Genomic DNA, 14,042 nt, shown 5'->3' on the forward strand with positions numbered 1-14,042 from the left:
TCAGTGATTTGTTGTCGTTTTTAATGTTATGATTTTTATATCGTTCCAATTATGTGGGAAGTTGAGTGAAAAAATAATATTTGATACAGATCCTGGGATTGACGATGCGATGGCGCTACTTCTAGCGCATGCTTGTCAGGATATTGAAATGATTGGAATTACGACCACTTTTGGCAATGCAAGTATAGAAAACACAACGCGTAATGCGCTTTATTTAAAACAAGAGTTTGGTATGCATGCTGAGGTCGCTAAAGGGGTAAACGTACCGCTAGATCAAGTGAAAACAGAGCCTGCAACCCTTGTACATGGTGATAATGGCTTAGGTAATATTGAATTACCTGATCAAATAAATACACCTCTATCACCACTCATTGCACATGATTTCATTGTTGAAACAATAAAAAAGCAACCGGGAGAAATCACCTTAGTTGCGGTAGGTAGACTTACAAATTTAGCCCTAGCAATTGAAAAAGCTCCTGAAATCGGCAAGTTAGTGAAAGAAGTCATCATTATGGGTGGGGCTTTTGGACATAACGGTCATACGGGTAATCTGACACCGTTTGCCGAAGCGAATGTGTACGGAGATCCTCTTGCCGCAGATATTGTTATCAATGCAGACTGGCCAGTCACCATTGTTGGGTTAGATGTGACGCAGCAAACCCAGATGTCAAATGCGTATTTAGAGAAAGTAAGGACGAGCAGCGAAAAGTACGGTCAGTTTATTTATGACATTACACGTTTTTATGCAAAGTTTTACAATGATGACCTTGGTTTAGATGGATTTTATGTACATGACTCTTCAGCAATCATGTATTTGGTCGCACCTGAAATTTTTACAACAAAGCAAGGGCACATACGAGTCATAACCGAAGGGCCAGCAAAAGGACATACTTTATTTAAAGGTTCAGATAGGGTTTTTCCAATTGATGAATGGGCTACAGCACCAAAACAAACCATAGCAATCAACGTGGAGCCCCAAACATTTAATCAGCGTTACTTCGATATCATTTGTGGCAATTAAATTTGTTTTTCGGACTTTGGATTGGTCCGTTTTGGTTGCCAATCTAAGTTCGAAATACTTATTAAAATATAAAAGAGGTAAAATTGGAAAGTCACAAATTTATTGCTTGGATAATTTCGTTTTGCTTCACATTTTAATCTACAAAAAATCTCCACATATAGCCGCGATATGCGAGAATTCATGCTAATATGCTTTTATTTTCCTTGGTCAGTTTTAAAAGTCCCAGTGAAACACTGAGGATTTTTATCTATGACTACAACGTTCTGTGCGATTCTTTTAATTCAAATATGTGAACGCTATTTACTGATTGAATATGAATTTGGCGGCTCCGCACCAAAGGGTAAATTATAAAGGTAAGTTATGCGTATCTTGTTGTTTTTATTTGTGGTTTCTTCTCTACCTATTAGTGCAAAAACATTCGAGATTAGAGGTTTCAAAAACGCCAGCCAGTTGATTTGGGATGATAATTTCAAATTGCATATAAATGAATTTTTTGGCAGCAAAAGTAAGCAGTATTTCTGGGCAAATGAAAAAATCTCTGATCAGGTTAAAGCTGGTTTTAGTGGTGCCCCAGATCAAGTAAAAGCTCTTGGTAGTAATGCATATATTGTCAGTGCTTGTCGGCATCAATCTTGTGATGAAAAATCAGCTTATATCACAAACGGTGACTTAGAGCTTTTTGCAATCATTGCATACCATTGTGAAAATAATTCGGGTGAAATTGAATTTTGCTCAGATGGACAATTGGTTATTTTTTATAAGAATGTCTCTGCCAAGGATTTGTTGAGCAATCACCTTATCAACTGGAAAGACGATCATGCGCCTAAGGCTGCGGTCGTATTCGAAAATATAAATTAACAGGTTGTTCAGAGTAATTAGGCACGCGTGGTATTTCTAATATGCGAGAGTCTAATGGTTAAGGTGGCATGAAGAAGCTTTGGTATTTCGTGCCTCACACCTTAGCAAGTTGCTATATTCATTGAGGTTTAATGTAGCTGGAAACATTTGTCGTCATTTTGATTTTTTACCGTATAGCAGCCGTTGTAACAAATATAGGTAATTCAAATAATGATAAAGAGCTTCACAATCTTAAAGCCTAAATTCTTGAAAGAAAACCCTGAAATCGTAATATGTGACATAGGTGATTTTGGTGACTATTTCTATAGCTATTTCAAGGGTGGTAAAAGGCATTATAATTTATTGACAGTATGAAAAGGCGAAACTTGCAGTGCCCTAAAATTGTCCAAATGTACGGAGGGGATGAGCTAGAAAGAGGTAGATGGTTGTCTTATCCTCCTCATTAAGTACAAACTTTATATTAGAGCTCTCCAGTTTAGTTCACGGAGTTACTGGCAGATACTACGAAAGGTAGCGTTGCCTAATAAGTAAGATACAGAACACTTCTTAATTTAGAAGGCTTTAACACCTTCTAACTAACTTAAAAGCCCCGGTGAAACACTGAGGCTTTTATATTTGGCTAAAATGCTCTGTGTGATTCGTTTAATTAAACTCTGTAAAAGCTATTTACTGATCACATAGGATTTGGGCGGCTCTACTCCTAATAAATGACGCACAAAATAATCCCAACGCTGCCTTACAAAGTATGGGTTTTTATCAAGTACGTGCCCCATATTAGGATAAATCATCAGGTCAAAGTCCTTGTTGGCTTTCATGAGTGCGTCAGCCAGTTGCAAAGTGGCTGCAGGGTGCACATTGGTGTCTAACTCGCCATGGGCAATAAGTAATTTGCCTTGTAAATGTTTTGCCCAATTTAAGTTTGATTGTGCTTCCCATTCAGGTGTTTCTGGGTAGCCCATCCACATTTCATTCCAACCAGCCTTGTCTACTCTAAAGTCATGATTACCTGATGCTGATACGCCGACTTTAAAAAAGTCAGGATACTTAAACATCGCATGCGCCGTATCGTAACCACCGGCACTAAAACCAAAAATGCCTACTCGGTTAAGATCCAGAAAGTCAAAGCGTTTGCCAAGCTGTTTAATCGCAGTAACGTGATCATCACTGCCACCACTTAAGTTTTTAAATGAGTATTCGTGGAACGCTCGGCCACGCTTGTTAGTACCGCGGCCATCCATTTTTATGACTACAAACCCGAGTTCAGCAAGTGCATTCGCTTGGCTGCGATAGGTTACAAAAGATTTAGGTGTAAAAAAGTTGTGTGGTCCAGTATATATGTCATCAATTACCGGATACTTTTTATTGGGGTCAAAGTTAGAAGGTAAATACATCAAACCATATAGAGGCGTTTTACCATCACCTGCAATGACTGAAAATGGTCTAGGTGGTTGCCATCCCAACGCGATTAGCGCGCTAGTATCGGCTTTTTGTAATGTTCGAATAATTGTACCATCTTGGGTGCTACGCAATATTGAAATAGGGGCTTGTGTGGCGGTCGAGTAGGTATCTATAAAGTACTTAAAGTCAGGCGATAGTCGAGTATCGTGCTCGGCAACTTCAGGGGTCAGCAATGTTAAGTTGCGACCATCTAGATCCACCCTATAAAGATGACGAAGGTAAGGGTCTCTATCTGTTTCTCTGCCAGACGCCTCAAAGTATACTTGCTGCTTTTTAGTATCTACACCACGTATTACGCGAACCGTCATATTCCCCTGAGTAATCGCATTTTTTAGTTTGCCATCTACTGAGTTGTAAAGATATAGATGCTGAAAGCCATCTCTTTGTGAGCTCCAAATAAAAGCATTTAGCTCTGGCAGTGCCCAATATTGCTGTACCCAAGGGTCGATGTATTTATCATCGCGCTCTTCAACCAGTACGCGCACTTTGGCTGTTTCAGGGTTAACTTCTCGCATAAAGTATTGACGGTTTCCCCTAAATCGATTGTGGTAGACAAACTTTCCGTCCTCTTGCCACCACCCCCATAGGGCAGCACCATAGTAAGTTTGCATGACAGGGGGCGCCTTTAAGCGCGTAACAGTTTTGTTCTCAGCATTGATCAGCATCAAATGTGCGGAGGGTAGCTGCTGTTCGGCAGCTGATGGGTAATAGAACTCAGTGGTTTCTGGACGCTTCCCACGTTGATGCGATGCGCGAACGAGCGCATATTTACCTGTGTTACGGCGGTCAAGTTGATAGGTCATTACATATTGGCTATCTTCGGACCAATTGGCATAAACTTGTTTAGGCTGATATGGCTTATTATCACGAAGGTCATGTGCAGGGTTTGGGTGCATAAGCCCATAGGGAAAGCCTTCGGTACCATCAGTCGTCAGCTGTGTTTTTGATCCAGTTTTCAGACTTGTCAACACTAGGTTGTATTGTTCTACGGTCAGTTTCCATTGGCCATCGGGAGATGTTCCCGGTCCTTTCGCTAAGCTGGTTTTTTTATTTGGTGAGCAGATATATAGTTTGATATCACACTGAAATTGTTTGTCGTGGATAGTAAAGCTAATTAATGGCAGTTCTACATTCAAAAACTCCAAAGAAAGTTGGTCTTTCTCGGCATTTTCAACCCCGGAGTGAAGCAAAGCACTTGCTAGTTTTTTATGATCGAATAACGGTTTTTGTAGGTTATTTAGCGGGTCGACATATATATATTTGTATCCTTGATGATCTTGCTGTTTAAACCAAAAAGCATTTCCCTCTCCAATCCAATTGGGGACTAGCTTAGTATTTTTTACCAAAGGTAATAAGTTTTGCGGCAAAAATTGTTCTGCTCTTTGATAATCAGAGTCTTGTATACTTAACTTTTCTTTCGATTCTATGTTGGTAGAGTTCAAGTTGCTTTGACATGCAGCTAACAGGCTGACAGCTGTCATTAAAGCAACACATTTACTTTGTGACATTGACCATACTCCTTACTTTTTATATCAATTTATCTGCACTTCAAGTGTTCAGTATTTCTTATATTTAAAAGACTCAACGCAGCCATTGGCAGCAAGAACATTGACGTTTGTGGTACAAGCTAACTATATCGCAATGGATTATTGTATACAATATTCAATTTTAATGTAAAGAGATAAAAGAACTTGCATGCAGGATATTGAGTAGGGCGCATAAAGCAGCACCTATTCAAATCTCGGTTTATCTGCGACGACGTTATCCTATTTCTCTAAACAAAATGTAGGAATTAATCCAAATTAGATAGGAACGGTCGGTTCTGATACTATGGCGTCTTTTCTCAGTTCTAGCCTTACAGACTTTAACAATGTTGATTGAGATATTTAGAAATCATTTCTCGTTGTTTACAGGTGGTTAGGTTGTTGAGAACGTAAAGTTTAGCTAGTAAGTTGCTAAAATTAATAAATAAACTTAGCTTGATTATCGATATTTTCGGTGTGTAAATCAGTGGGATATTTCGATAATTCACGCTATGTGCTGTCATGAGGACCAACTTTGAAGCATAGTATTCGCCATTATAAAGTTCTTGTATTTCCGTCATTTTGGGTAAATGCATTTGCAGTAGCAGTTAAAGAGTACTGGTTGTATTTGGCTGTGTTTTTTTTGATCTATAACGGTAGTTCATTGATGAGGGGGGAGCTCCTTAATTTTATTACCTCATGTGCTGTCAGTGCCACTGTTGTTAGCATACTATATATTTTTTATATTTTATTTCTCTTCCCGATTAAAAGCATTAAGGATGCTAACTTTCGTAAAACGGTGAATACTGAATCAAGCAAGGCGGTAACGCGTTATTTACTAGGGGTTAAAATAGAAGAGCCAAAAACAGAAGAGCCTCAAGCAGAGAGCCGTGTTTCTTTAGGTGATGAGTTTCCAGGAAAAACATCTAAAATAATGTTTGGCTTGCTTATGGTGGTTAAGGTTTGCACTGCTGTTGGTGCTTTTTATATTTGGTATCTGATAGCAAATAAATCAGCTTAATGTTTCGCTAAATAGCATTTAAGTCGGACAATAAATAGCAGGTTTTGTGCGTGTTTTTGTAGGTATTAGCCTACTATTTTGAGCTGTTCAATGTGGTATTATGTGAGTTTTTATGAATAAATTGTTTATTATATTTTCAATGTTATTCTCAATTTCAAGTAGTGCAAATGAAATTGTAGAGGAAATCCTTCAATTAGAGGGAGGGAAAGCTGAGTATAAGAAAGTCATTGAGCAAAATTCATTTATGATGAGAAGCTTCGATTTTGGAACATTTGATGCAGATGGACATTATCAGCTTCAAGATCTAGAAACTGAGTTTAAAAATAAACAAGAAAAATTAAAAGAGAAGTACCTGTCTTGGGATGTTTATAAGGCTAACATTATTAACGCATATGAAAATACATACACAGAACAAGAGTTATTGGGGTTAAGGGACTTTCTAAGAAGCCCAATCGGAAAGAGTATTTTAGAAAAAAGACATCAATTATTTCTACTGTCAGGTCAATCGAATCAACGGAATGTTGAAAAGTATATAAATGAAAACAAAAAGCTTTGGGACGAGTTTGGTAAAAGGCTAGACCAGTTGATTGAATAAACCGCACAACAAAGCCGTAAACTCGTCCAAATTCCAGCTTAATATGCCTGTTAGCCTGTAGTTTCTTTTTATATTTAGGAGAAAGAGTATCTAGCGAAGTTAAACAAAACTGATGCAAAATACTGCACGTTTTTGACAATGAGGTTTTACAGTAATACTTTAAGGGATTGCATCATTAGCATCTCGGTCCAGGCCGTTACATAACACGCTGTTGAAGGTCGAAAAGCTTCGTTGGCTGAGATTATAGGCAACTATTTTCACCCGCTTACGGCGATCTGATATTTCACAAAGAGGTTGATCCAATTGACGATTGAAAAAAAAGAAATGCCTGCGGAACTTAAGGGCTGGAACTGGGGAGCGTTTCTCTTGAATGTAATTTGGGGAGTTCGCTTTAAAACATACCGTGCTTTATGGGTTTTAGTCCCATTCGTAAACTTGATTATGCCCTTTGTATTGGGCCTAAAAGGCAATGAGTGGGCTTGGCAAAACAATCATTGGAGCAGCGTCGAGGAATTTAAAAAGTCGCAAAGAAGATGGTCTGTTGCATCCATATTGATAGTCGGAGTCAGCTTTGTGTTTCTAATCCTTGTGCAAATTAATGTGTTCTCTTCTTTTAAAGAATCAGAAGCAACCAAATTAGCACTGAATACGGCGGAACAAGCCCAAAGCTTTCAGAAAAACATAGGTATGCCATACGAAATAAGTTTTATAAAAGGTACTAAACATGAAGTCCAGACCGTAGATTCGGTGCCTGAGCATGAGCTACCTCCAAATACTGTACATATGCTTTACGACATAGAAGGGCAGAGAGGTTCTGGTGTGATTGAGTTTAAAGCGTCTCAAAAGGCAGGTAATTCGTGGCGCCTGACTTGTATAAAGCTAACATATGCATCGGATCAAACTGTGGATATTTTGGTTCCGTGCAAAAATGACTAAAAATAAGTCGCTATGGCAGTTTTGGTGAGAAGTTTAGAATGTTTGATAAGGTAGAAGCTGCCAAGCAGCTTAACGCATCGTTGTTATATGTAGAAGGTTACTTTTGAAAATACTTTATGTCGAAAATCACAAGGCTTTTATATCAGCGGTAAAAAGAGAATTTTTATCTGACTATGATGTTGAAGTAGCACCTGATATCAAATCAGCAAAAGCTATGTTTAATGATACCTATCACTTGGTATTGTGTGACTATGATTTAGATGATGGGAAAGGCACTGAGGTGGTTTCATATATCCGAGAGATAAGTGCAACGATCCCTATCATCGCGGCCTCGTCACATGAAAAGGGAAATAGCCTCTTGGTGCAAGCCGGAGCCAATATTATTTGCGGTAAAATGGACTTTCGGTCCTTGCCTAACTGCATAGATAGAATTATCAATGAAATATAACAAATGAATTTAGCAATGGAAGCTAGGCAGTAGGCCCGTGCTCCTACATTGCTAAGTTCAATCTATTTTTTGTGCCTCTTATTTGAGGCGTTATACATAGAAGGTGAACATGCCCAAATATAGATGGCTTTGCTTATATTGCGAACATGATAATCCTGAAAACATAGAGTTTTGTGCGCACTGCGGCACAAGTGCGACAGCAACAGCATATGAAATTGAAGCGAGAGAATTTTTAGCTAAAAAAATTCTAAGTGACGAGCATGGCTGCTCGAAATGTAGCAATACAGCTCATTCGATAGAATTTAGTGAAGACCCGTGGGAGTATTTCGATTCAAGACAAAGTCCCCTTCTCAGAGCCATGTATATCACGGTAAAGTGTAAAAAATGTCAGTATGTACAAAAAATAGAATATGCTGTACCTGCACTGCGAAAGCTATATCGTAAGCTGTTTAATCAAGATATTAAAAACCAGTGGTGGCTAAAACGTTAGAGTGTATAACTAATCAATTATAGGCAGGTGTATAATATTTGGTTTGGATTCTCTCCGATTCGCATTGTAGCCAACTTATTATTTTTTAAACAGCACGCTAAAATATAAGGATAAAAATGGAAACGAAGGAAGAAATTGTTTTTCCAGATATGCAGCTAAGTCATATTGAGTTATACGTTCAAGACCTAGCCAAGATGGAAACCTTCTATACGAGTAAATTAGGTTTTGTTGTCACTGATAGAGGTGAAGGTCAAAATGGTATGGTTTTTTTAAGCCGTAGCCAGCTAGAACATCATCAAATTGTTTTAAGTCCAATACAATCACGCAGAACTCAGGAAAGTCCAATTGATCATATCTCTTTTAGGGTGAAGAATATTGATGAGTTGAAGCTTTTTAATTCATCATTAAAGTCGGTTTCTGGAATTCGTTTACAAGCGGTATCTCATGGTACAACTTGGTCTATCTATTTTTATGATCCCGAAAACAATAGATTTGAAATTTTCACAGATACACCGTGGTATGTTAATCAGCCATGTAAGTTTGCTGTAAATTTAGAATTATCCAATGAAGAGCTAATTAAATTTACGGAGAATGAGATTAAAAATATGCGAGGGTTTTCGCCAAAAAAAGATTGGGAAACAGTTCATAAAAAAAATTTAGGAGCGCTTGATTAGCAAAATTATAAAACCCGTTTAGCTCGCGTTATAATTTCGGTTGACTCTGGTGTAATCATATTTTTATCTTAATGATTAAACAGGATTTAATCTAATGTCTTAGACTATTTTTCTCACGCTATAGTATTCGATACTTCTGTGCAAAAAGTAATTGTAAGCTTTGTACGTAAAGTCAGTAAAATTTGTAAACAAACGTGCAGGAATAATATTGAAACGGATCGCCGGGTTAACAAGTTATCTGGTGATAGCTATCAAGTTTATAGTTGTTTATTTAAATCAAAGTCTGTTCTTAATTTGCCTTATTTTAAATAGGTTAATTGAGTTATAATAAGGCTTTACAGCCGGATTTTTAACGGTTTTTTCGTTTATATTCTAGTCAATAATTAATCACTGCGTAAGGCCGCGTTATGTACCTAGGAGATGTATGGGGATTTTAACGGGAAATTTTACTGGAAAAACTAGATTGTGGATCGTTTTTTGGATTCACAATATGTTCATAGGGACTATTGTGAACCGATTGACCGAAGAATTTGCTTCACAAACACCGGCAGTTTTCTATGCTTGGTTATCTTTCGTAATATTGTGGTGTATTTGGGTTTGTGTTGGCTTATGGCAATGTGCTTTTAACGCAAAATACAGGTTTTGGGGTTACATACTACGCCCATTTGTAGTTTTGTGCTCCATATATCTGCTTTACTCATTTTACACTGCTTTTTCTATGTAAAGGTACATCACAAGCAGTGTCCTCGAAGGTCCTTAACTAAATAGAAGAGATTAAAGTCATAGGAACAGGGAAGTTGAGCTTCAAATACCGTCAAAATGGCGAAGTGCTATTGCTAAAATTGTGGACGCTTTAGTAGCTGGAGATTACATTTTGCATACACCCATTCCAAATGCAGAGTTGAAAAGTCAAGGTTTAGTTTATCCTGTCAAATATTACATTGAGAATTATGGCGAAAAACTCAAACAGTTTTCTGAAGAATGTTGGATATCACCAGTTTATGTTAGGTGTGCCTCAATAGGGGATGGTGAGGCACTATAGTAAAATATACTTGCTATGGCTTGCTCGAGTTAATTCTTGGCAATCTTAGCAACCAATAAGCAGGGCGTATGGTACGGCGATATGTGTACAAAGGCTTTTCATAGCTAGATAAATAATTACTGACAGGTAGCGAAGTGTTAATAACCCTAAGGAAAGGAATTCTATTTATCACCTTGCTTGGTAATTCCCTAATAGAAAAGGTGTACTTACGTTTTAGCGTACTTTGAATATGTCTTTTTGTTATCAAATTATTACTGTGTGGCGTGGGGAAACGGATTTAATTTAACTGTTTAGATTATTTCTACAGTTACCTTTGAGCTGATGCGCCTTACACCTAGCACCGTCAAATGCACTAGGTGTAAAAAGCCATCGTTACGCTGCGTAATTCTCTTTAGCTGACGGTTGTAACTCCATTAATACAGCTTGCCATAGCCCACTCAATCCTAATAAGTAATGTGGCTGCTGGTAAACAGGCTGTGTTTCCCCTTGAACAGTGGCGGCGAGTGTTGCAATAGCTGCGAGGTTGCATTGGTCTCTGTGGTTCATTAACTGTTGCTGATCCATAGGTGCAAGCTCAATGGGCATGTAAGTTTTCCATGATTCAGCAGGCAAACTATGGCTTGAAGGAAACCAACTTAAAGGGCCGGTAGTTTCACTGAGAGTCAAAGTGCCATGAGGAAATAGCGCAGAGAACTGGTGGTTCAAAAAAGTAGCGCTGCCGTCATCTTCAACTGATGAAAAGTTTTGGCATAAAACAGATACGGTGAGGTTATTATTTTTAAGCACTACAGGCTGAAACGCCATAGGTTCGCCGCTGTATTTGATTACCTCCAACCCTTTAAATCCACCTAGTGCGCGACCCAATAGATCTAGCGCTGAATATAAAGTTCTTAGATTAGCCCCCATGGCATAATGCATACAAGTGAACCCCTGTTGATACGCGGCAAGTACTGACTGCAAAAATGCTTGCGGCGCATAGAGATCGGCGAAATGCCCATTGACATGAAAATATGCTTGGTGCTGCTTGGCAAGTGCGAGCGCTTCTTGGACAAAGGCTTGATCAACGGGATGCTCACATAATACTGACACTCCCATTTTTAACAAAGACAATACAATTACTTTTCCAGCCTCCCCTGATATTGCAACGCAAGCAATATCAATATTGCCAGCCGGTATCGTGGCGACATCCGTATAGTATGGTACGCCAATTTGCTTGGCAATTTGCTGAGAGTGTTCACTGCCTTTTGATAAGACGCCTACACATGACAAGCTATGTTGCGAAAACTGAGTTAATGCGCGAATGTAAGTGGAACCATAGTGGGTACCGCACACAAGTACTTTCATAATGTTTTCCTTTTTAAGCAATAGGGTGTGGCTCTTTGTTAACCGGGCGCCCTTGTAATAATTTGCGTAACCTTGGGTTGTCTACTCTTTTAAACTGCTCACCAAAGTGAATGGGTTGCATATGGACTCCAATGGCCCGTGCGACTCTAAATGGACTTAGCGCCATATCTGGAGAGGTGACATCCACAATAGCAACGTCTACATCTGCTGAATCTAGGCGCTGTTTGAGCTGGGTTATTTGGGTGATCACTTCATAAGGCCAATCTTCCAGTGCTTTTGCATCAGTCAAAGGGCGGCGCATAAAATCAAATGCGTCGAGTTTATCCTTACTAAAATAATAGGCGGCGTGGTCTTCTAGGCTTGTAACTTCACTGACGTGATGTGGAATTTTATGCCCAGAACGCATAAGTTGGCAGAGGTAGGGCATCACATGGCCTTGCTCCAATAGCGCTTTACGCATCGCAACCTTAATATCGCCATGGGTGGCCAGTGCTACTGATGCTGCGGGGGTGCGGTAGCCATCTCCTATTGCTAGGCATACCACCGTAGGTACATGTAGCCCCACATCAAGCAAGTAGCACTCAAGTTCTACACCTAGATTAGTTAAGTCATCTATCATAACCCGCATTTTGCCTTGGTTAAGTGACTCGTAGCAGAGCCGTTCACAAGGTAATTGTGCATACCAAGTAAGCATCATGGCATCGCGTTCAATTAATTCATAACAAGCTCTGAGCGCTGCATCGTCATTATCTTGACCAGCTGCTAACCCGTTTGACGATACCTGACTGAATTGCTCTTTATAAGGACAAGCAAAATTAAAGTAGCTTACCAATGCCGGAACCCAAACTGGTTTATCGGTTGCTAACCAGCTACCTTGACACCAATGTATCTTTTGCTTTTTATGCCATTTGTGAAATGGGAAGTTGGGCGTGCTGTATTGCTTATTCGAATATAAAACTAATGTGTCTGGATTAACATAATCACCGTGTAGCTGGCTAATTGATGCATATTTAAAATCGCTCAGTTGGTATCGCGCCGCTGAGTATCGCTCTAGGGCCTCACCAACCGCGCTGATATGTGCAGAAATAGGGTCCAACCCTTTACCCGAGCCCACTTGACCTGAAGCTCTGGGGTCAAACTCACCTTCAGTAAACGAGGATACTCCAGCCGACGCCGTGATAGGAAAATCAGGTAGATGCGGTGCATGACCGGTGAGCTGGCGAACGATCCCAGTTTTCGGATCTACCCAACCCTCAAATAGAGATTTAAATTGATCAATATCTTGCAGCTGATTGAGGGGGTTTTCAGCTGGTTTTGGATCGCGATGCATAGATAGCGCGTGAGTCTTCGCATGACTGTGATCATAACCGCACACTTCACACCAAGGAATAGGAATAATTGCATGTTTTTTTGATTGGTATGTGATTAGGTTTTGAACAAAAACATGGGATGACAGCTCACTTTCGGTAAAGCCCCAAAGGATTTTTAATGCTTCCATAGCAAGTTGTTGACCTGTGATAGCTGACATGGGGGTCAACATACTGCGGGCACGTCCGTCACGATTTTTGTTATGGCTTTTTTCTAATTCGTGCGCTAGCTCGCCGTGTTGTTCAGTGCCTAGTTTTCTAAGTCTTAAGCAATTCCAACATGAGCTGGAGGCGGTTTCATTTATATTGATGGCAGGGCCTATCCAGCTTTCCAGACCATCCAAGTGACCATAAATGGCTTTGATCGTATGTTGATGTAGGTATTCTGAGGTTTTATGTGACCAAAAGTTTGCATCTTTCCCCAGAGTGATTATAGCTAAATCCCAGTCATTTGAAGGGCAGCCTAAGTTGTGGTTATCGCAAGTGAGTTCGGAGTCGCTTATCTGCATCCAAGGGTTGCGGTGCTGTAGCATGGATTTAAACACCTGTGCTCTTGGTTTACCAACATCTTCAGCAGAGAGAAAACGGTGACACGCCAAGTCATCACAGGAGATATTTTCTTTATCTAATAAATGAACGTGGCCTACGCCGGCTGTGCCCAACTCTTCTAGCAATGTAACTGCCCATGGCTCAAGGCCGACGACTAATACTCTACAGGGAGCGAGAGAATATACTTGATCTTGGCTATGCGGCATTTGGTTTGTCTGATGCCACGGGCGTAAAAAACGTGTTTGCACTAACCCAGGAGGCCGAAACTCGAGTTGTTCAGAGACTTCTTCCAATAAACCATATTGGCTAAGCATTTGCAGGACGGCTTGAATGCTCGCATCACTATATTCGGGCAAACGCGCGCAGATTTCAGCTTGAGAGAGCTCTCCCTTCAGTAGCGGTAATATTTTTTCAACAAAGTCTGATGTATCTCGACCGTGAACTTGAAAGTCTCCCAAATCTGAACTTAATAACACACCGCTGCTGTTGGGAACAATGCTTGCAGCTGGGGTTAACCTTAGCTTTTTCATAAATTAAACATCCATTTTTTAAGGACATTCCCTGAGTTGAGCCCAGAGAATGTCAATAACTGCGCGCTAACCGCCAGTACTACACGGTATGCAAGTTATACACTGAAAACATTGCACACACTGCGGGGCACATTGATAACACTGCAGACATTGGTGTGAACACTGCAGACATTGGTGTGAACACTG

General features: G+C 39.8%; 11 protein-coding genes. 8 read left to right on the top strand and 3 right to left on the bottom strand.

Features of this window, described 5'->3' with window-relative positions; genetic code table 11:
* Positions 1 to 61: 61 nt before the first annotated feature.
* Together N483_RS01120 and N483_RS01125 are read left to right on the top strand one after the other, a co-directional pair.
* The gene (locus N483_RS01120; RefSeq protein WP_036975163.1) at positions 62 to 1,021 is read left to right on the top strand and encodes a nucleoside hydrolase; all 960 of its coding nucleotides are present in this window, start codon (positions 62 to 64) and stop codon (positions 1,019 to 1,021) included.
* A 369-nt stretch (positions 1,022 to 1,390) separates the two neighbouring features.
* Positions 1,391 to 1,879 (top strand): hypothetical protein, encoded by a 489-nt coding sequence (locus tag N483_RS01125; protein ID WP_155250720.1) that lies wholly within the window; start codon positions 1,391 to 1,393, stop codon positions 1,877 to 1,879.
* Positions 1,880 to 2,541: 662 nt separating this feature from the next.
* Here N483_RS01125 and N483_RS01130 read toward each other — a convergent pair.
* The gene (locus N483_RS01130; protein ID WP_023398058.1) at positions 2,542 to 4,845 is read right to left on the bottom strand and encodes a S9 family peptidase; all 2,304 of its coding nucleotides are present in this window, start codon (positions 4,843 to 4,845) and stop codon (positions 2,542 to 2,544) included.
* Positions 4,846 to 5,395: 550 nt separating this feature from the next.
* Between N483_RS01130 and N483_RS01135 the strand changes: the two genes are divergently transcribed.
* The 6 genes from N483_RS01135 (at position 5,396) to N483_RS01160 (ending at position 9,024) form a co-directional block, all read left to right on the top strand.
* Positions 5,396 to 5,881: a hypothetical protein gene (locus N483_RS01135; protein WP_023398057.1), complete on the top strand. Its 486-nt coding sequence runs from the start codon at positions 5,396 to 5,398 to the stop codon at positions 5,879 to 5,881.
* A 112-nt stretch (positions 5,882 to 5,993) separates the two neighbouring features.
* A complete protein-coding gene (locus tag N483_RS01140) occupies positions 5,994 to 6,476 on the top strand; it encodes a DUF2059 domain-containing protein (RefSeq protein ID WP_023398056.1) in 483 nt (160 codons plus the stop codon).
* Positions 6,477 to 6,779: 303 nt separating this feature from the next.
* A complete protein-coding gene (locus tag N483_RS01145) occupies positions 6,780 to 7,412 on the top strand; it encodes a cytochrome c oxidase assembly factor Coa1 family protein (protein ID WP_023398055.1) in 633 nt (210 codons plus the stop codon).
* A 103-nt stretch (positions 7,413 to 7,515) separates the two neighbouring features.
* Positions 7,516 to 7,860, top strand: coding sequence for a response regulator (locus tag N483_RS01150; protein WP_023398054.1), 345 nt, complete (start codon positions 7,516 to 7,518; stop codon positions 7,858 to 7,860).
* Positions 7,861 to 7,969: 109 nt separating this feature from the next.
* Entirely contained in the window at positions 7,970 to 8,350 is a 381-nt protein-coding gene (locus N483_RS01155; RefSeq protein WP_023398053.1) for a hypothetical protein, read from the top strand.
* Between the two features lie 116 nt (positions 8,351 to 8,466).
* Positions 8,467 to 9,024 (top strand): VOC family protein, encoded by a 558-nt coding sequence (locus tag N483_RS01160; protein WP_023398052.1) that lies wholly within the window; start codon positions 8,467 to 8,469, stop codon positions 9,022 to 9,024.
* A 1,414-nt stretch (positions 9,025 to 10,438) separates the two neighbouring features.
* Here the strand turns inward: N483_RS01160 and N483_RS01175 are convergent.
* A complete protein-coding gene (locus N483_RS01175; protein WP_023398050.1) occupies positions 10,439 to 11,410 on the bottom strand; it encodes a Gfo/Idh/MocA family oxidoreductase in 972 nt (323 codons plus the stop codon).
* Positions 11,411 to 11,423: 13 nt separating this feature from the next.
* On the bottom strand, positions 11,424 to 13,856 hold the full coding sequence (locus N483_RS01180; RefSeq protein ID WP_023398049.1) for a TOMM precursor leader peptide-binding protein: 2,433 nt from the start codon (positions 13,854 to 13,856) through the stop codon (positions 11,424 to 11,426).
* Positions 13,857 to 14,042 lie beyond the last annotated feature (186 nt).

It is taken from the genome of Pseudoalteromonas luteoviolacea NCIMB 1944 (genome assembly GCF_001625565.1).
Lineage (GTDB): Bacteria > Pseudomonadota > Gammaproteobacteria > Enterobacterales > Alteromonadaceae > Pseudoalteromonas > Pseudoalteromonas luteoviolacea_F.

Bases quoted from the DNA above. Each gene is read 5' to 3' on its own strand.
- N483_RS01130 (WP_023398058.1), bottom strand. From the start codon at position 4,845: ATGTCACAAAGTAAATGTGTTGCTTTAATGACAGCTGTCAGCCTGTTA.
- N483_RS01140 (WP_023398056.1), top strand. From the start codon at position 5,994: ATGAATAAATTGTTTATTATATTTTCAATGTTATTCTCAATTTCAAGT.
- N483_RS01155 (WP_023398053.1), top strand. From the start codon at position 7,970: ATGCCCAAATATAGATGGCTTTGCTTATATTGCGAACATGATAATCCT.
- N483_RS01160 (WP_023398052.1), top strand. From the start codon at position 8,467: ATGGAAACGAAGGAAGAAATTGTTTTTCCAGATATGCAGCTAAGTCAT.
- N483_RS01175 (WP_023398050.1), bottom strand. From the start codon at position 11,410: ATGAAAGTACTTGTGTGCGGTACCCACTATGGTTCCACTTACATTCGC.
- N483_RS01180 (WP_023398049.1), bottom strand. From the start codon at position 13,856: ATGAAAAAGCTAAGGTTAACCCCAGCTGCAAGCATTGTTCCCAACAGC.